18 protein-coding genes are annotated in these 16,835 nt (G+C 53.3%); 2 read left to right on the plus strand and 16 right to left on the minus strand.

The window, feature by feature from the left end; all coding sequences use genetic code 11:
• Positions 1-124: 124 nt before the first annotated feature.
• Positions 125-793, plus strand: coding sequence for a response regulator transcription factor (locus ACOJWD_RS04425; RefSeq protein ID WP_486992016.1), 669 nt, complete (start codon positions 125-127; stop codon positions 791-793).
• On the opposite strand, the gene hisC is transcribed toward ACOJWD_RS04425, so the two are convergent.
• From hisC to ACOJWD_RS04485, 12 genes are all read right to left on the minus strand, one after another.
• Positions 790-1,875 carry a histidinol-phosphate transaminase gene (gene hisC, locus ACOJWD_RS04430; RefSeq protein WP_486992017.1) on the minus strand — a complete coding sequence of 362 codons (1,086 nt, stop codon included), beginning with the start codon at positions 1,873-1,875 and terminating at the stop codon, positions 790-792. The genes ACOJWD_RS04425 and hisC overlap by 4 nt on opposite strands.
• A 643-nt stretch (positions 1,876-2,518) precedes the next feature.
• The gene (locus ACOJWD_RS04435) at positions 2,519-3,151 is read right to left on the minus strand and encodes a hypothetical protein (protein WP_486992018.1); all 633 of its coding nucleotides are present in this window, start codon (positions 3,149-3,151) and stop codon (positions 2,519-2,521) included.
• On the minus strand, positions 3,148-3,852 hold the full coding sequence (locus tag ACOJWD_RS04440; RefSeq protein WP_486992019.1) for a type II secretion system F family protein: 705 nt from the start codon (positions 3,850-3,852) through the stop codon (positions 3,148-3,150). The genes ACOJWD_RS04435 and ACOJWD_RS04440 overlap by 4 nt, the downstream gene beginning before the upstream one ends.
• A complete protein-coding gene (locus ACOJWD_RS04445) occupies positions 3,849-5,045 on the minus strand; it encodes a TadA family conjugal transfer-associated ATPase (protein WP_486992020.1) in 1,197 nt (398 codons plus the stop codon). The genes ACOJWD_RS04440 and ACOJWD_RS04445 overlap by 4 nt, the downstream gene beginning before the upstream one ends.
• A 1-nt stretch (position 5,046) precedes the next feature.
• Entirely contained in the window at positions 5,047-6,018 is a 972-nt protein-coding gene (locus ACOJWD_RS04450; RefSeq protein ID WP_486992021.1) for a hypothetical protein, read from the minus strand.
• Positions 6,015-6,566, minus strand: a complete 552-nt coding sequence (locus ACOJWD_RS04455; protein ID WP_486992022.1) for a CpaB family protein — start codon at positions 6,564-6,566, stop codon at positions 6,015-6,017. The genes ACOJWD_RS04450 and ACOJWD_RS04455 overlap by 4 nt, the downstream gene beginning before the upstream one ends.
• A gap of 142 nt (positions 6,567-6,708) precedes the next feature.
• Positions 6,709-8,394, minus strand: a complete 1,686-nt coding sequence (locus tag ACOJWD_RS04460) for a VirB4 family type IV secretion system protein (RefSeq protein ID WP_486992023.1) — start codon at positions 8,392-8,394, stop codon at positions 6,709-6,711.
• Positions 8,385-8,975, minus strand: a complete 591-nt coding sequence (locus ACOJWD_RS04465) for a type VI secretion protein (protein WP_486992024.1) — start codon at positions 8,973-8,975, stop codon at positions 8,385-8,387. Before ACOJWD_RS04465 ends, ACOJWD_RS04460 begins: the two co-directional genes overlap by 10 nt.
• Before the next feature lie 116 nt (positions 8,976-9,091).
• Positions 9,092-9,373: a hypothetical protein gene (locus tag ACOJWD_RS04470; RefSeq protein ID WP_486992025.1), complete on the minus strand. Its 282-nt coding sequence runs from the start codon at positions 9,371-9,373 to the stop codon at positions 9,092-9,094.
• Positions 9,364-10,137 (minus strand): hypothetical protein, encoded by a 774-nt coding sequence (locus ACOJWD_RS04475; protein WP_486992026.1) that lies wholly within the window; start codon positions 10,135-10,137, stop codon positions 9,364-9,366. The genes ACOJWD_RS04470 and ACOJWD_RS04475 overlap by 10 nt, the downstream gene beginning before the upstream one ends.
• Positions 10,134-10,370 (minus strand): hypothetical protein, encoded by a 237-nt coding sequence (locus ACOJWD_RS04480; RefSeq protein ID WP_486992027.1) that lies wholly within the window; start codon positions 10,368-10,370, stop codon positions 10,134-10,136. Before ACOJWD_RS04480 ends, ACOJWD_RS04475 begins: the two co-directional genes overlap by 4 nt.
• Before the next feature lie 208 nt (positions 10,371-10,578).
• Complete coding sequence (locus ACOJWD_RS04485) at positions 10,579-11,067, minus strand: acyl-CoA thioesterase (RefSeq protein WP_486992028.1); 489 nt, start codon at positions 11,065-11,067, stop codon at positions 10,579-10,581.
• Between the two features lie 98 nt (positions 11,068-11,165).
• Here ACOJWD_RS04485 and ACOJWD_RS04490 point away from each other — a divergent pair, with 98 nt between their 5' ends.
• The gene (locus tag ACOJWD_RS04490; RefSeq protein ID WP_486992029.1) at positions 11,166-12,581 is read left to right on the plus strand and encodes an amino acid permease; all 1,416 of its coding nucleotides are present in this window, start codon (positions 11,166-11,168) and stop codon (positions 12,579-12,581) included.
• Positions 12,582-12,598: 17 nt separating this feature from the next.
• On the opposite strand, the gene rlmD is transcribed toward ACOJWD_RS04490, so the two are convergent.
• The 4 genes from rlmD to ACOJWD_RS04510 all read right to left on the minus strand — a co-directional run.
• Positions 12,599-13,948 carry a 23S rRNA (uracil(1939)-C(5))-methyltransferase RlmD gene (gene rlmD / locus ACOJWD_RS04495; protein ID WP_486992030.1) on the minus strand — a complete coding sequence of 450 codons (1,350 nt, stop codon included), beginning with the start codon at positions 13,946-13,948 and terminating at the stop codon, positions 12,599-12,601.
• Positions 13,941-14,840 carry a S66 peptidase family protein gene (locus ACOJWD_RS04500; RefSeq protein ID WP_486992033.1) on the minus strand — a complete coding sequence of 300 codons (900 nt, stop codon included), beginning with the start codon at positions 14,838-14,840 and terminating at the stop codon, positions 13,941-13,943. The genes rlmD and ACOJWD_RS04500 overlap by 8 nt, the downstream gene beginning before the upstream one ends.
• Before the next feature lie 20 nt (positions 14,841-14,860).
• Positions 14,861-16,318, minus strand: a complete 1,458-nt coding sequence (gene gatB, locus ACOJWD_RS04505) for an Asp-tRNA(Asn)/Glu-tRNA(Gln) amidotransferase subunit GatB (RefSeq protein WP_486992031.1) — start codon at positions 16,316-16,318, stop codon at positions 14,861-14,863.
• Positions 16,311-16,835, minus strand: a 525-nt coding sequence (locus tag ACOJWD_RS04510; protein WP_486992032.1) for an amidase family protein, incomplete at its 5' end; no start/stop codon positions are given. The genes gatB and ACOJWD_RS04510, both read right to left, overlap by 8 nt.

The raw sequence follows: 16,835 nt of genomic DNA on the forward strand, positions 1-16,835 counted from the left end.
CCCGCGAGCGCTCCTTTGGGGGTAGGACTTTCCAGCATGCAAGAGCGCGCCCGATGGCAACAGCTGGAACTTCATATAGAGAGCCATCCCGCTCAGGGAACCACCATCCTACTGGAGATCCCTTATGGAGGTGGTACCATTGGATCATGACCACATTCAGGTGGCCATTCTTGACGATCACCCCATCGTGCGTGAAGGATTGCGCCGTTTCCTCTCTGGATCGATGGATATGACCGTATGCGCTGAAGCCAGCTCGCTATCCGCGCTCCTCCCGCAACTGCAACGGCAACCTTGCCAGGTGCTGCTGCTGGACTTGATGCTCGAAGAGGGGGAAAACGGGGTCACGGCATTTGACGAAATTATGCAGCGATGGCCGGAAACGCGCGTCATCATTTTGACGTCTTACGCCGATCAAAAGAGCTTAGACTATCTGCGTCAACACGGCGCAAGAGGATATCTGGATAAGGCCGTGCAGCCGGACGACTTAGCGGCAACGATTCGCCAAGTCGCGCGTGGGCGTCAGGTGTTCGACGACCTGCTCAAAGACTCTAGTACCTCCGCCGCGATGACGACACGCGAACAACAAGTACTCAATTTAATTGCCGAAGGACTCTCGAACAAAGAAATCGGCGACGCTCTCGGCATTCGAGAAAAAACCGTCAAAGTGCATGTCAGCCACATCCTCGCCAAGCTTAACGTGTATGATCGCACCCAGGCCGTAATTATGGCGCACCAGCAGGGACTCGTTCACCTCGGAGATGCCCTCAGTCCGCGCAGACCACTCCGACGTTAAGCCAACGCACTATCTAGCGCGCCCAGAAATTGCTGCATAATCTCGTGCGGCGCCATGGTCACTCGTAAATATCCGGGGAGATTAAACCCCTCGGTGGACCTCACCACAAATCCCTTCTCTAATAGCCGTTGGCTCACCAACTGTGCGTGGGCTACGGCAAAGGTCACAAAGTTGGTTTGGCTTCTGAAATAGGTCAAGTGGCGATGCGAGAGCTCAGACTGAAACGTTTGCCGCATGCGAATGGTCTCTTCTCGAACCCTGTCGTAATAGACGGCGTCTTTCAATGCGGCGAGGGCCCCCGCGGCTGCAAGACAATTCAATGAAAAAGGCTCTCGCGTTTTCCGCATAGGGGCAACAACCTCTTCGGGGCCGACAGCCCAGCCAATGCGCAATCCCGCGAGAGCATAGAGCTTCGAGAAGGTTCCGACCATCATCACGGGCTCGTTTGCCAGAATGGACTGCATAATATGGGGCCGCAACGACAATTCAACAAAATCCCAATAGGCGGCATCAACGACCGTTAGGATATGGGCGGGGACATGACGTCGATAATATTCCCAATCCTCTATGGTGATCAGACTTCCTGTGGGGTTATTGGGTGCGCACAAATAGACCACCCTCGTGTGAGATGAAATTCGCGCTAAAATCTCTCTCAGATCATTGGCTCCATCCTCTTGCAACGGGACAGGTACGGGCTGAGCCCCAGCTAGCAGAGCTGCGTGTTGATAGGCGGAAAAACTAGGATGCGGAAAAATAATTTCCTGCCCCGCATCGACATAGGTCAGCGCAACCATTCTCAAGATTTCGTCCGCGCCATTGCCGAACAGCACCTGGCCATCAGTGACCCCTAAATGAGCGGAAAATAGCTTCACCAACGCCTCATCTTGTACTTGCGGATAGTATTGGATGGTCTTAAGACCCTCCTCTAACGCATGAATCACCTGAGGAGATGGGCCCCATAGACTTTCGTTGGACGCGAGCTTAATCATGTTGTCTCGCTGAGCCTCGCGACGTGCATCCTGAAGAGATTTTCCCGGGCTATATAGGGTCATCTGGTCTACCACGCTTCGGGGTTGTATCATACTTTACCTACCTTTCGATACAGGTATCGAGATATTCCAATTCCTGAGTTACCACTTAGCACATACGGTCCACCGATACGTCCATTTCACCATAGTCATGTCTATATATATTAACAAAAATGGTTGATGTGCTCCTGAAAATACGAAATGAAGCCCGAACCAGCCGGAAATTCGAGCGTGGTCCTGAGGCTCGTGTCGGGTATATCGCCACATTGACGTCCTGAATGCACGGGAATTACGACAACCTGACTTAGCACGAAAAATTAACGAATCGTGGCCATATCGCGTGGTGTGATGTACACTGGCGACAGCATCGCACATGCGATCCTAGCGCCATACTCGCAGCTGCACGTTTAAATCACCCGACACCCGGAGTCGACATGAAATCCATTGCTCCTTCACATCGCATGGACTCACGGTTGGGAAGACGTCAATCTTTTGCTGGCCAAGTACTGCGCGCCGAACTTCCTAGTTTGCCTGCTGATGACTGGTGCAGCGGTGATACCGCGCTGGCAAGAGATCCATGATGCCCAGGAAGGCCTTCAGTGCGGTAGGCATGAGTCCTCTATGGGTCGGCCTGGTGCCGGTTTGAGGAGGATGGTCTCCGATATGCTGCAAAAATAGCCGGGATATTGGCCTAGAATCAAAGATGAAACCAACTTTGGTCTGCCATCGAAATCATTGGAACAATAAATATCCACAGTACATTCACCAACAAAAAAGCTGGCAATATGGTCATCCACAACGGGTCCCGTCGCCGCCGCACCTCATCTTCAATTCTTAGCCGCCCTTCTAGATGCTTCACCTGAGCGCGTATCTGCTGTTCGGTAATCCCATGCAAATAGCCGTGCTGAAGTAACAATAACGTCAAATCCCCGTCCTCTCCGGGCCAATAAAGGTTCTTCACCGTAACCGATGGTTGCTGGGCAATGGTTTTTGCCATCGCCGTAATACTATTCAAAATCAGTGGTTCAGAATCCGCCGAGATTTCTACAGCCTGCCAAAATGTCAATCCGGCCGAGGTGAACACCCGCACTTCCTGCCAGAATCTCACCAAAGCCCAGCGCTGCGCCACCGATATCTTGCCCTCCGTTCGTTCTCGGCGCGTCAGCATCAGAATAGCCGTCAGCACCGCGGTTAATGCCATCCCCCAACCGGAAGAGTGAAAATAGAGGCCCGGCAGCACCACCGCAACCCAGACCATCCAAACGCGTTTTTCCATGCCAGCCCAGGTCAAATAGGCCATACCAACACACCAAGCAGCCAGCGTAATCATCGCCGTTTCGCCTCCTCAGAGGTGACGCGGGCTAACACGATGAGCACCCCAAGCGTCGAGAGTGCCACCCAAGTTAACGCCACCTGTCCGAGTTCCGTGGTTCGTAGTGTATGATAGAAAGAAGGCAAAATAAGACGAAAAATTGCGATAATGGCCAGTGGTGCGCCAATCAATATCATGATGGTAGTGCGGCGAGCTTCTTCTTCCAACCGGCGCGCCATACGGTGAGCATGCTCGTCATTGATTGAGTCAATCACCCAAGACACCAGCGGTATTAATGCTCCCCCATGCCGTCGAATCACGAAAGCAATCCGACTGAAGAGCGTCATGGATTGCACCCGATAGCGTCGTGCCACCTCGTCCAAGATCCGCTCCCCCGCATCACTGCCTGACCATATGGCTCGATAGCCCATATCATCCAACGCCTGGGCGAGAGTTCCGCGCACATACAGCAACTGCTGTAACCTTTCTAAAAATAGTAGCAGTTCGCTTTCGTCACGGTCGCGTTGTCTTTCAAAAAATCGGGCCCTCATATAGAGGGTCATCCCCACTCCATCCAATAGCCCGACCAATGCGAAGGTCGGTGATCGGCTGAAAATACCAAGCCACCACGCAGGCCACAGCCAATCAAAGGAATACTGTCGCATTCCGAAATATACCAAGAGGCCCACGGCGATACTCCACAGAATTCGGTCCATCACCTCACTCGCCTCCGAAATGTTTTTTGACCCGCGTCCCATTGCCACCGTTCGCATAAGCCCGTGGAAGTGACTTCCATCACCCTCTCCACATGGCGAAATCCCGAGGGTTCACGCACCAGATATACAATATAGTCCAAGGTATCTGCAATCTGTTCCACCAGCGACTCAAACGTGAGTCCGGTGCTTTTTTGCAATGCCATACGCGCCAGGCGATGAATAGTGCGTAAATCCCCCCCCGAACTATGCACCGTACATAGGCTTCCAGGATGGCCACTGGCCATCGCCTCAATAAGGTCCAATGCCTCAGACCCGCGAACCTCGCCAACGATAATGCGATCGGGGCGCATTCGAAGCGCACTGGTCACTAAAGCATTGACAGTATATTGACGATAGGCCTCGAGGCGCACCGTATTGGGATGGCTGATATTGAGTTCACGCACATCTTCGATGGTAATCAAGCGCTCACTTTCGGTAATTTCGGACCCCAACAGCCGTAAAAGCGAGGTTTTTCCGGTGCTCGCCCCCCCAGTGATAATTAAATTCTTATGATCGCGCACCAACGACACCAGATCCTCCCACAGTTCCTGAGACATAGCCCCCTCATCTAGGTAGTCCTCAAGTGTGGGCGGTTTTTGCTGTGTCCGGCGAATGGTGATACTGGGCACATCACTCACCGGAGGAAGAACGCAGTGAATGCGGGAACCATCGCTCAACATCGCGTCACACAACGGTACTTCTGTATTCAACTCACGCCCGGTCCGACTCGCCAACCGACGGGCCAGGTCAGCCACTTCCTCGGCATCAAGAAAGTCCATCATGGCCCGACCAATGACCCCACGGCGCTCCACAAAGGTTTCATCACCATTGACCATAATTTCGGTGACCGATTCGTCAAGCAGCAAGGTGTCCAGGGGACCAAGTCCCGTCAAACGGTTAATGAGAGAGCGACGATAGAACGCGCGTAAGTGCATGGCTCCATCCCCGTCTTCATCGATCACCGCATCGATCGCCTCTTCTAAATTTCGTACCCGCTCCTTATCCCAAATGAGATGGGCCATCTTTTCGGGATAGCGGGATCGGAGAACGCTTTCCCATCGCATCACGGTTGGTTCCAAATCACGGTATTCCTCCGCAACAGACTGTGGCCACTCGTTTGTACTGGTCCTCTCCGGTCTCCAACTCGTTTCGGACATGCTATTCCTTCTTTCTCCGACGGATCGGGATTAGTCGACGAAGCTCGGACCTATGGCCGAGGTCCATACCGGTGTCTAACGGTGCCACTTCCCACTTGCGCATCAACGCCTCGGTCAATTGTGCTGGAAGCTCTCCTGCCATACGAATTGAAAGTTTAGGATTATACAGACGACAGAACTCCATGGTGCGTTCGATCACTCCGAGCGTGGTATCTCGCCCAAGCCAAAATACGGCATCCGTCATATGCGAGAACGCAAAAACCGCTTCTGGTCTCGCAATTTGTCCTCCTAAAAACCACGCCTGCCAGGACCAGTCCTGACGCCACAATCCCTCCATAAAACTTCCTCCGGAATCTGACGTTCCGGGGTACCAAGGAGGAGGAGCCGGTATCAAATAATGGCGTCGCATCATTCTCTGTGGTTTTCTCTCGGCAAAGGGATATTCTGGTCGTTCATAACCACGCGGGCGCCACAGCAGTGATAACGCGGCATGACCACCATCACAATCAACCCACACCCCTCCAACACCGTAGCGCTGAGTTGCCCACTCGGTCAGCGCACTGACCAGCGGTTCCACTGAGAGATAGGGATAGAGAGTAACGACACACCACCTCGATGCCACCTCCATCGCGGAGATTCCCCGGGGTTGGATGGTCCACCAGTCTTCTAGTTGTACAGCATCAATTTCTCCCTTCCACAGCGAGATGACGTCGCGCATCGGAAGACTGGGGTGGGGTTCAAAAGTGGCATCGACCCACAGCACCAGTTCACATGCAGGCAACTTTTGTCCTGGTGCCGCCATCCATTCCAACGCCTTGTCGAAACCGGCTAGACGCTGTCCTAAAAAAACTTTTTCCGCTGATCCCCAAAGTCTCTGAACGTCTTCCCATGAGTCGCAGAGTCGCACATGTGGTGGTGCCGATTCGCGAATGAATGCGTTCAATCCGGGATGTCCACTTGCCATGAGGATCATGACTGCATTCCCACAATCTCAATGGTTCCCAGATTTTTCGCGCGCTCATATTGCAATGCGACCTTCATAGACATCATCACCTCAACGGTGGCGCCAGACCCGCTGAGGGCGCTGACCGACTCCACGGGTAACGGGCCCGATTGCCAAAGAACATTGTCTTGAGACAGGATAAGTACATCGACAAAGTCGCCGGTGTGCGCCACATTGGTCTCACTGCCGGTGGACGGGGCGATGGCAACCACCACCGTACTTGGGGACGTTGACCCAATCTCTTGAGGGGACAATACCTCACCACGAAACAGTGAGGTTTTAGCATATCCTTCAAGCGTCTTAGGGTCGACTGAATGGATCTTCGCCACCGCAATCCACTCAATATCGGTACTCTTTATTCGACTGCCTGGAAGTACATTTTGACGCAGCATAGGTACCAATACTGGTGTTGTCGGTTTTACTGGTGTCTTCCAAACACTCATCCCTGCGAAGACCAGAGCGCTCATCAAAAAGGCTACGATGCCCGCACGGTCTTTGAGTTTGGCTCTCCAGGTCATATCATTCATCCCTTCTACTCTCTTACTCGAAATCATGGACCGCCATTGCCCAATACTAGGGCCACAAAACCGTTTTGTGGCCAGGCCGCTCCACAGTTGGGGACCACTCAGCGACTGGTATCCTCTATTGGTGATAGCAGACTTATCGCAATGGTCGCGATAACATTTCCGTTTCTTGCTTGGAAGCAATTATGCGAATCGGCAAGTGATCTTCAGCCAGAACCAAAAGGCCTTCGCCTGGTGACGCTGAGGCAATGGTTTCTACCTCCCCCTCATGCAAGCGCATCAGCGAGGAGACCTCGTGCAGACTTTCTGGATGTTGCCGCAACAAAAGCACCATGGGCGCGTTACGTAAACACACTTCAGCGGCTCGGCTGCGGGTGAAGTCGCCAATGTCTTGGGAAAGCAGGGACAGAGCGGTTCCCCATTTTCGTGCCCGTCGAAACAGCTCTTCCAAAAACGGAGCGGTATGATCGTCAGTAAGAAGGTGCCATGCTTCATCGAAAATCACCAATCGCTGCAGCGTCTCTTGGCCCATTCTCCGCATGATCCATTCGGTAAGAGCCAAATAGACTGATGACTTCATTCCTTCACTCAATCGACTTAAGTCGTAGACCTCAAAGGCTTCATTGCCGTCCTCCCGACTCCCCTCTCCCATAGCGGCCTTCCAGCGTGCCCATACCATGTCTAGACGGTCGGCCGCCCGACGATTTTCCTTAGATACCGTGTTGACCAACTGCACCATGTCCAGAACGGCCACCGTACTCGGAGAAAATCGCCCTTGATGCTGGTGCGCTGTCCGAAAGACACTGTCGTAAATGACACCGCCATCATCGTTCATAAGGTCTGGAGAAAGTGTCCGTAGCAGTCTTAAGAGAAAATCGCATTGCCGTTCCACTTCTTCACTGGACAGTCCCGCCTCGATGACGAACGGATTATACGGGAAGGACACACTCTCCATCCGATTGCCAATCGCCCATACTGTCGCCCCAGCCTCCCCCAGCCACCGATATTCTCCTTCGGGGTCGATGATAGTCACCCCCAAATTGCGATAGCGTGAGCGTATCGCCTCCAGCTTGGCGGAAAAACTTTTTCCCGCTCCTGACCAGCCAATCGTAATGGAGTGGGGCGAGGCCATCTGAAATCGATCCACAATCACCAAGCTACGACTCTTCGGATTAATCCCTAAGACCTGCCCATGGGAATGAATCACGTCGGCGGAAGAAAAGGGAAACAAGGTGGACCAGGCACGACTATCCATTTCACGCACTTTATCGAGCGGCTCATCCAAGGGCAGAACCCGTTTCAATCCTAATGGCTGCTGATAGCGCAGTGAACGAAGAGCCAACATCATTCCTTGTGCTTGGCTTTCCAATAACCGGCTATGCTGCTCAAGCTCGTCTGCGTCTTGAGCCCAGACGGTAATGGTCAGCCCCACCTGCAGCATGCGGGTATCTCCCCGGGCAATGCCCATGCGCACCGCCTCGGCGTCCTCAAGTGCAATCTCCTGGTCCGCGCGGCTCAACCGCCCTTGCACGCGGTCCGCATTCTGCGATCCCTTATGCCAAACCATGCGCCGGTTCATGCTCTTCACCACGGCCTGCAAATCTACTGGTTCAGTGGAGAGCACCACCGTGATGGGGGACGCGAAGCCAATAATCGGCTCAAACCAGCCCGCTTGCACCTCCCGTGGATAGGCGACAGCCGTGTAGCTTCTCGCATAGTGTGCACCCACCTGCACCATATTGGCATCGACCCGCACCTGAGATGGCCAAACCGAATCCAGCGGATCAGGTCCTCTGGCGATACGATTCAGCTTTAATCCCATGCCCAATTCGCTCCTGACGGTAGTTCCTTGCCTCCGCCTAAGCTGGCGTGCAAAAAACGAAACAGTTCATCGCGTTGCAGGGTTTTTACTCGAATTCCCAAGGGACGCAGTCCTTCCGCCACCAAGTCTTTCCGCCGGGCCAATTCATTTTCCGCTTCATCCCAAAGCAGCTCCCCGCGTCGACGCGGTCTCGAGCGCGAATCCATCCCCTGCCAAGAGAGAATGAGATAAAAGCGACGGCGAATGAGGTGCTGCACACTAGCGGTGTCATGCAAGAACTCAATGTAGTCGCCCAATGATGGCCGCAGATGCGGCTCCATATCCTCCTCACAAGCCTTTAATTCGCCCAAATACTCGTCAATTCTAAGATAGTCCGAACGCACTAGAATCGTCACAGGAAAATTGAGTCCATTCAAAAACCGCGTGTATCCTGCCACCAACCTGTCCTGGTCCTTTTGCGACCGCAAACCAAAGTTTATCGGCAGTGCTTCCAATACCGCCGAAAACCGATCGCGACCTAATAAACAGATCCCAGGACCGATGGCTCGAATAGGAAACATTTGATTTAAACGTGCCACCATCCATATCACCCCATTTTTTCATTGACTTGCGATATTGCCATTGATGATGTGTTTAACGAATCAGGTGCGGTATTTCCTTGAGCAACGAACCATTGGTCGATAGACACGACTACGATCTAAGGCAGGAATAAGTGAGGAGATAAGAGATAGCGCGCATATCGCAGTCCCCATTCCGGTAGCGTGGCGTCACTAATTCTCACCAACGCCAAAATGAGTCCTATAAGCGCGATGCCTACCATCACCATAATGCGTAGCGTCCATGATCCCCGTATAGTGTGCCAAGAAGCGAGATCACCGACCGCTGCTGCCATGACCCAAATTAAATCCATTAAGCGCAGGCCAAAGAGAATTTCGGGTTCTCGGCTTAACGGCATCGTCACAGTACGTGTCACCGCCATAGCGCAGATACCCCATTTCCGACTCCAACCAGTCGACGAAACTGTCCCGGTAATTTCGTCATGTACCAGAGGAGAGCCACCTCCAGGAACACCCCTTGGACTCCTAAATTCTCCGTGGTCAAGAGATGTATCACCAACCAGAATCCGGCGGCATGTAAGGTTTGTATGAAAATGACCACCCCCAGTTCACGAATCAGATTGGAGAAAGCGACATTGTCACGACTGGTCGACCACCAAAATGCAAACCAGGGAATGGCCGCCGTCAGCACATAGATTTCGATAGTTCGCATTGCATAAAATACCGCCAGATATAACATCAGCCCGATTAGTGCTAACGCCAGTAACAGGACGACAAAGGGTGACAACACGCCTTTCGGTGCGCTCGTCGTCAATTGACCCGTCTGACCGATAAACCCATTCACTATAGCGTCATTGAGGGCGAGTGCGGCCATTACGGCACCAATACCTGACAGGCTTATCAATGAAGCCACCACCAACCGTTCGAGCAAAAGTGGAACGGAAAGATTGCCACCAGGAATCGCTAGATCGGGCCACATGCTCCGTATAGCAGCAAAAATAGCAAGCACCACGGCCACCATAAAAGCGAGGTTGCGACTGAGATCGTAAAGGTTAACGACCGCCTGAGGCCATTGCAACGGAACAAAAATGAGCTGTTCAATCCAGACTGAGCCTAATTCCAACACTTGATGCCACGACCACTGGGATAGATGATTGACGACCGCGACCACCGGATTAAGCGTCATGATACGACATACTGAATAAGCTGTCGGACCACGTCCACCATCAGAACAAGGCCCAATCCCATGGCAGCTCGCCCCATCAACTCCTTACTGGATTGCACTGCTCTGGGATTGTGCGAAAGCATGAACCGTATACCCCCATACACCATGACCATGGTAAAAATGCCGCCAGTTAAGTCCACCAAAATACTCGTAATCCGCGTAATGGCATCCACCACTGCACTATCTGGCATCATGAGTCACCCCCTACAGAAAGAAATCGGTGAGGACTAGCCCTCACCGACATGTTAACGGGATACCCGCCAAGATCCTCTGTCAATACGTTCGACATGATTCGACTCACTCGTCGGGTGGCATCACCCGAATTTGGCGAGCTAACTAATATTTCCGTCTACTTCGACGCTCATCGACAATATTACATAATTACTCCACCAATTTGTTCCATCACATCGTCTCCGGGCGTACCCGATTTCGTAGTCGCTCTTGGCGCCGCCCTTCAGCCGCATGAAACCGCTCCTCTTCTTCACCGCTAGTTAATACCAGAGGAGGCACTTCAATGGGTGTCCCCTCTGTGTTCAAGGCGACAAAGGTCAGAAAAGCCGTAGAGGTTTTACGACGCTCGCCAGTATCCATATTCTCTCCGTACACATCAACGCCAATCTCCATCGATGTGCGACCCGCCCAATTCACCTGGGCTACTAAGTGCACAACTTCTCCGACGCGAATAGGATGTAGAAACTCCAAACTATCCATTGAAGCAGTCACCGCAACATGACCTGCATGGCGATTGGCGGTAATCGCTGCCGCCAAGTCGATCCAATGCATGACTTTTCCGCCCAAAATGTTGCCTAGCTGATTTGAATCTCCCGGAAGAACCAACTCTGTCATTTCCGTTCGCGATTGAGCCACTGTCTTGCCCTTTACCACGCCCACTACTTCACCCCCGAATAAAGCCCTCTGGTGTTGCTCATCCTATCCTCTAAGTTGTTACCAGAAACTGAAATGCTATGTCAAATCGGAGGGATGTCTCCATGGGCATAAAGACCCCGGGAAAATCGAAGACTAAATCGCACAGCCAACATCGCCGCACATTCCATAAAGATCTCACCTCACCCGCCTTAACGTTGCTCACCATCGGAGGCATCATGGGTTCTGGTCTCTTTATGGCCAGTGGTCTGGCGATCCACCATGCGGGACCGATCGTATTAGCCATGTATGCCTTGGGGGCACTGGTGATGATCATCGAAATTAATGCCTTAGCGGAAATGTCCATCTCCACCCCAACACCCGGGTCATTTTTGGTATTCACCAAAGAAGTATTAGGGCCGGGGTGGACCTTTGTCTCGGGATGGATTTTTTGGTTTTCGAGCGTACTCACCATGTCCAGCGAAGTCACCGCAGCGGCCCTATTTTCAAAATTATGGTTCCCGGGCATGCCTCTCTGGCTTTGGTCTCTCGCCTACTCCGCGCTCATTATTGCCATTAACTTTATCAGTGTGCGCGGATTTGGCACCATCGAGGGGGTGATGGCTGGAGTGAAAACTCTCGCGGTACTAGCTTTTATTGTTTTGGGCGCTCTCTTGATATTCCATGCGGTCCCATCAACCCACCCTGTCCTCAGCATTTCTCATATGTTTACTGGCTTAGGAGGCATCGCACCCCACGGCCTCTATGGCGCGATGCCGGCGATGATTCTGGTGCTATTCGCCTATGCCGGCACCGGTGTGATTGGACTCGCCGCGGCCGAGGCGAAAAATCCTCACGTCACCCTGAGTCAAGCGATCCGCAATTCATCCTGGTTAGTCACCATCATGTTTATGGGCTCGATTTTCGTGGTGCTGGCGCTGGTCCCGTGGTATAGAGAGTCCGACGCGATTAGTCCTTTTATCATGGCGATTCGAGTCAGCACCATTCCCTATCTCTCCACCATCATGAATCTGGTGTTACTGTTTGCCGTGCTTTCCACCATGAATGCCGCTTTATATTCCAATGTCCGCGTACTCTATTCATTAGCGCAACAACGCCAAGCTCCCAAAGGATTAGGACAGCTCAACCAAAAAGGGCAACCAACCCGCGCCATCTGGATGAGCGCTGGACTATTGGCACTCACCATTATCCTTGCCTACGTCCTTCCCAAAAAAGCCTATAGCTACCTTGTCACTGCCACGGGATTTCAGGCCATGTTCATCTGGCTGATGGTCCTCCTCACAGAGCGCTATTACCGACCCTACCTCATGAAGAAGAGTCCCGACAAGCTCAATCATAAGCTCTGGGGATTCCCCTACACTACCTACTTTGTAATCGTCGTGGTGGTGCTGGCAATGTTGGTGTCGCCACTGGCCAAGGGCGAATTGGTGGGGGCGGTAGTGGGGTTTGGTGGCATTGTGGTCGCAGCGGTCGCTTGGCTTTTGGTTCGAAAGCGGGTGCTGGCGGACGAAGCGCACTAACACTTGGGCACACGGGGCTAGGCCTCATGGAGAGATAAAACCGAAGCAATCTCGACATGGTCTGTCCGTGGGAACATATCGACAGGAATAGCCTCCTCTAGCGCATACCGCGGGTGTAGCGCCAAAAGATCACGCGCCCAGGTATCGGGATTGCAACTGACATAGACAATCTTCTTGGCTCTCAGGGCATTCAGTGAATCTACCACCGATGGCACCAACCCAGCTCGCGGCGGATCCACAATCACGGCATCTGGTGGTGTCTTATCAGACGTGACCCAATTGTGAATCACATCCTCCACCCGCCCATGCACTATGGTCACATTGCGGATGGCATTTAAGCGGAAATTTTCTTCTGCATCGCGGCAGGCGTCAAGATTCGCTTCCAATGCCCGAACTAAGAGCGCTTTCTGAGATGCCAGCGCTGCCAGCGTGCCCACGCCAGAATAGAGGTCCCAAACCTCCGTGAGGCCCACGTTCACAAATCCTAAGGCCGTTTGATATAAGACTCCCACTTGGTCAGGATTGACTTGAAAAAACGAGGTAAATGATAGCGAGAACTTAAGACCCAAGATGGTATCCACGATGTGATCTTGCCCTTTTAGAATCTGGGTATGCTCGCCCAGAATTCGATTCGTGCGCTCGCTGTTAACATTCATTCCAACCCCTTTCACCTCGGGGCATCGTTGCATGATATGCTCTGCCATGATTGATAGGCTCTCATCCGGTACCCGGACCACCAACAGCACTAGCGCTTCTCCGGTCATTCGGGAACTGCGCACCATCACATGACGCAGCACCCCTTGGCCTAACGATTCCTCGTAGGGGGTAACGGCCACCTGGCGAGCCGCGCCTTGAACCTCCTTGAGCACCCTGTTGACCACCGCATCTTGAATGTCACAGTGGTCGGTGGCGATTATCCGATGACTGCCACGACCGTAAAGACCGAATGCCACCATACCGCCCTGACCCGCCACCGGGAATTGTCCCTTGTTACGGTACTCGTAAGGGGAGACGCTACCCACGATAGGGCTAACGCGCTCGTCAGAAAAGCCCGCCACACGCTTTAACGCTTCACGCACACGCGTCTCTTTGTACTGCAATTCACTGGCATAGGCCCAGTGTTGAAACGTGCATCCACCACACGCGTCGAATATCGGACAGGGTGGCATTTCGCGATCCCTGGCCGCCACATTAACCCCGAGCAGTTTCGCACGAGAAAAGTTGCGGCGCACTTCCGTAATCTCGGCGCGCACCTCTTCATCGGGGAGAGCGCCAGGGATGAAGATTAAGCGGCCATCCTCGCCACGAGCAACACCATCTCCAGCCTGCCCCATCCGTTCAATACGCGCCACAATTTCCTCACCCACTAGACCCCTCCTCTCGAGGCCAATCAACGTGCCCGTCTGAATTAATGCTCAGCGGCACTCCAAAAGGGAGAGCCGTCATATTGGGAGAATGCCCGGAGGGAAATCCCCACCACGCGGGGATTTCCATCTTTTCCGCCAATTGCGTGAGAATGCCTTTCACTGCCCGCTCTTGGGACCCCGGCGTATCAAACAGCGCCTCGCCAAACACGATCCCCCGCACACCCTTTAATATTCCCGAGAGATACAATTGGTAGAGCATACGATCAATGCGATAGGGCTTTTCGTGCACTTCCTCAAGATAGAGGATGGAGCCATGCCAATCGCACGGCCAAGGTAGTCCTACCAAGGACGCCAATATTGCCAAGTTGCCCCCACGCCATGGGGCCACCAGCGGCTGCGCCAGCGTCCCACAGAGGGGTTCTAACGGAGTCTCCGTCAATCGCTCGGCCTCATCAAAAAGTAGCGCTTGCGCGGCATCACCCGCGGTACCCGCCCAATCGCTATGCGCGTTCGGCCCGTGCACACTGGGCCAACCGCAATGAAAAAGAAATTGATGAATCGCCGTCACGTCACTAAACCCTATCACCGGTTTGGGAGTTAGGGCCTGCACCACCGATGCATCCAAATACGGCAATAGTCTCATCGCGCCATATCCACCGCGAGCCATTACAATGCCGTCCACTGCAGGATCGATGAGCGCCTCCATGAGATCCGAAGCCCGATGGCGATCCTCGCCCGCCAACTGCAGGTCATCCTGCCATCGGTTGAAAAGGTGAGGAGCGAGACTCACCGTAAATCCCCGCTCCTCCATCGCCCCTTGACCCGCCTCGATGGCAGCAGCATTGACAGCGCTTGAGGTGGCCACAATCCTCAAATGCGCTCCAGCCGGCATCCTCAAAGGATTTCTCCAATTCACGGAGCCATCAAGTCCTTTAGCAACTGATTCACTAAATCCGGCTTGGCCTGTCCGCGGGTCTCTTTCATGACCTGACCCACCAGAAAACCCAAAGCCTTCTCTTTGCCCGAACGGTAGTCGTCGACCACGGCGGGGTTCTTCTGCAACACCTCTTCTACCACCCGCCGAATGGCGTCCTCGTCCGTGATCTGACTGAGTCCCTTTTCTTGAACCACCTGAGCCGCGCTCTTCTTCGACTCGAACATGCCTTCCAAGACTTCTTTTGCCATTCGTCCTGACAAGGTTCCTGACTGAATCAGCTTTAATAATTCAACAAGTTCTTTGGGCCCGACACTCGCTTGCGAGAAGCTTTCTTGGCGGGCGTTAATCAGACGGGCGACATCAGACAGCATCCAGTTCGTTACCAACCGGACGTCAGCGAATTGTGCTGTGGCCTCTTTCCAATACTCATAGGCATAACGGTCCAGCACCAACACCTCCACGTCCTGCGCAGGGATGCCTTGGCTCCGAAGCCGCTCACGGATGCTTGCCGGCAACTCCGGTAGACCGCTCCTCATCTCCTCCAGAACAGCGTCACTTAGCACTAGTGGTGGAAGGTCTGGTTCAGGAAAATATCGGTAATCGTTGGCTTCTTCTTTACTGCGCTGGCTGTAGGTCTTACCGGTAGTATCATCAAATCCGCGCGTCTCCTTACGTATGCGTTCGCCGTTCAGAACCGCTTCCAATTGCCGCCCGATTTCGTAGTCAATCCCGCGTTGAACATTCCGTATCGAGTTGACATTTTTAATTTCCACGCGCGGTAGATCTTCGAGGCTTCCTTGATAGTGTTTCGGTCGAAGAGAAATATTGGCGTCACATCGCATCGACCCTTCTTCCATTCTGAGGTCCGAGACGTCGAGATAGCTTAGCACTGCCCGCAATTCAGTCAAGTAAAGACGCGCTTCTTCCGCCGAACGCAGATCGGGTTCGGAGACAATTTCTACCAACGGAACTCCAGCTCGATTTAAATCCACTAACGATCCTGAGGCATCACCCAACCGAATGCCCAAATGATTCAGCTTTCCGGCATCTTCTTCAACGTGGATGCGACGGATCGCAATCTGCTTTTCCTCCCCGCCCTCGGGACGAATCGTCACGTAACCCCACTCTGCCAGCGGTTCATCATACTGCGAGATTTGATACGCTTTGGGGAGATCGGGATAAAAGTACTGCTTTCGATCAAATTTTGAATATCCCGCCACCCGGCAATTGAGCGCCATAGCCGCACGTGTCGCCATGCGAATGGCTTCTTCGTTTAGCACCGGAAGTACTCCGGGCATCCCCAGACAGACCGGACACGTGTGGGTATTCGGAGCAGCACCGAAGGCATTGGCGCAAGAGCAGAAAAGCTTTGAGGCAGTCTTCAATTCCACATGTACTTCAAGCCCAATAATGACCTGATAATCACTATTCATGGTCAGCAATCCCCCTTGGCCACGGCAAGACATCTCCGATTTGAGCTTCTAACTGCGCTGCGGCGTGAAGCAGGCGCGCTTCCGCTAGCGGTGGGGCCAGCCACTGCAATCCCACCGGCAATCCATCCGCAAGACCGACCGGCATAGAAAGTCCCGGGATTCCCGCTAAGTTAGCCGTCACCGTGTAAATATCACCGAGATACATCTTGATGGGATCGTCATTGCGTTCCCCAATCAAAAATGGCAGGTCGGGCGTCGTCGGTGTCACAATAAGATCCACCGCTTGAAAGGCTGCGTGAAAGTCCTCCCGTATCCGGGTCCGCACTTTCTGGGCGGTAAGATAGAACGCATCATAGTAGCCGGCCGATAACGCATGCGTCCCCAGCAAGATGCGTCGTTTGACTTCCGTGCCAAACCCTTCATCTCGGGTTTCTTCATACATCGACACCAAATCGTGCCCTGGTGCCCGCATTCCATAACGCACTCCATCAGAACGGGAGAAATTGGTGGAGGCTTC

The organism is Sulfobacillus sp. TH-112 (assembly GCF_057473405.1).

What these genes read in the sequence shown, in the direction of transcription:
- ACOJWD_RS04460 (WP_486992023.1), bottom strand. Translation starts at nt 8,394, where the DNA reads ATGGGATTAAAGCTGAATCGTATCGCCAGAGGACCTGATCCGCTGGAT.
- gatB (WP_486992031.1), bottom strand. Translation starts at nt 16,318, where the DNA reads ATGAATAGTGATTATCAGGTCATTATTGGGCTTGAAGTACATGTGGAA.
- ACOJWD_RS04445 (WP_486992020.1), bottom strand. Translation starts at nt 5,045, where the DNA reads ATGTCCGAAACGAGTTGGAGACCGGAGAGGACCAGTACAAACGAGTGG.
- ACOJWD_RS04470 (WP_486992025.1), bottom strand. Translation starts at nt 9,373, where the DNA reads ATGGCGGTGACACGTACTGTGACGATGCCGTTAAGCCGAGAACCCGAA.
- ACOJWD_RS04500 (WP_486992033.1), bottom strand. Translation starts at nt 14,840, where the DNA reads ATGCCGGCTGGAGCGCATTTGAGGATTGTGGCCACCTCAAGCGCTGTC.
- ACOJWD_RS04480 (WP_486992027.1), bottom strand. Translation starts at nt 10,370, where the DNA reads ATGATGCCAGATAGTGCAGTGGTGGATGCCATTACGCGGATTACGAGT.
- ACOJWD_RS04475 (WP_486992026.1), bottom strand. Translation starts at nt 10,137, where the DNA reads ATGACGCTTAATCCGGTGGTCGCGGTCGTCAATCATCTATCCCAGTGG.
- ACOJWD_RS04465 (WP_486992024.1), bottom strand. Translation starts at nt 8,975, where the DNA reads ATGGTGGCACGTTTAAATCAAATGTTTCCTATTCGAGCCATCGGTCCT.
- hisC (WP_486992017.1), bottom strand. Translation starts at nt 1,875, where the DNA reads ATGATACAACCCCGAAGCGTGGTAGACCAGATGACCCTATATAGCCCG.
- ACOJWD_RS04490 (WP_486992029.1), top strand. Translation starts at nt 11,166, where the DNA reads ATGGGCATAAAGACCCCGGGAAAATCGAAGACTAAATCGCACAGCCAA.
- ACOJWD_RS04425 (WP_486992016.1), top strand. Translation starts at nt 125, where the DNA reads ATGGAGGTGGTACCATTGGATCATGACCACATTCAGGTGGCCATTCTT.
- ACOJWD_RS04435 (WP_486992018.1), bottom strand. Translation starts at nt 3,151, where the DNA reads ATGATTACGCTGGCTGCTTGGTGTGTTGGTATGGCCTATTTGACCTGG.
- ACOJWD_RS04450 (WP_486992021.1), bottom strand. Translation starts at nt 6,018, where the DNA reads ATGATCCTCATGGCAAGTGGACATCCCGGATTGAACGCATTCATTCGC.
- ACOJWD_RS04455 (WP_486992022.1), bottom strand. Translation starts at nt 6,566, where the DNA reads ATGACCTGGAGAGCCAAACTCAAAGACCGTGCGGGCATCGTAGCCTTT.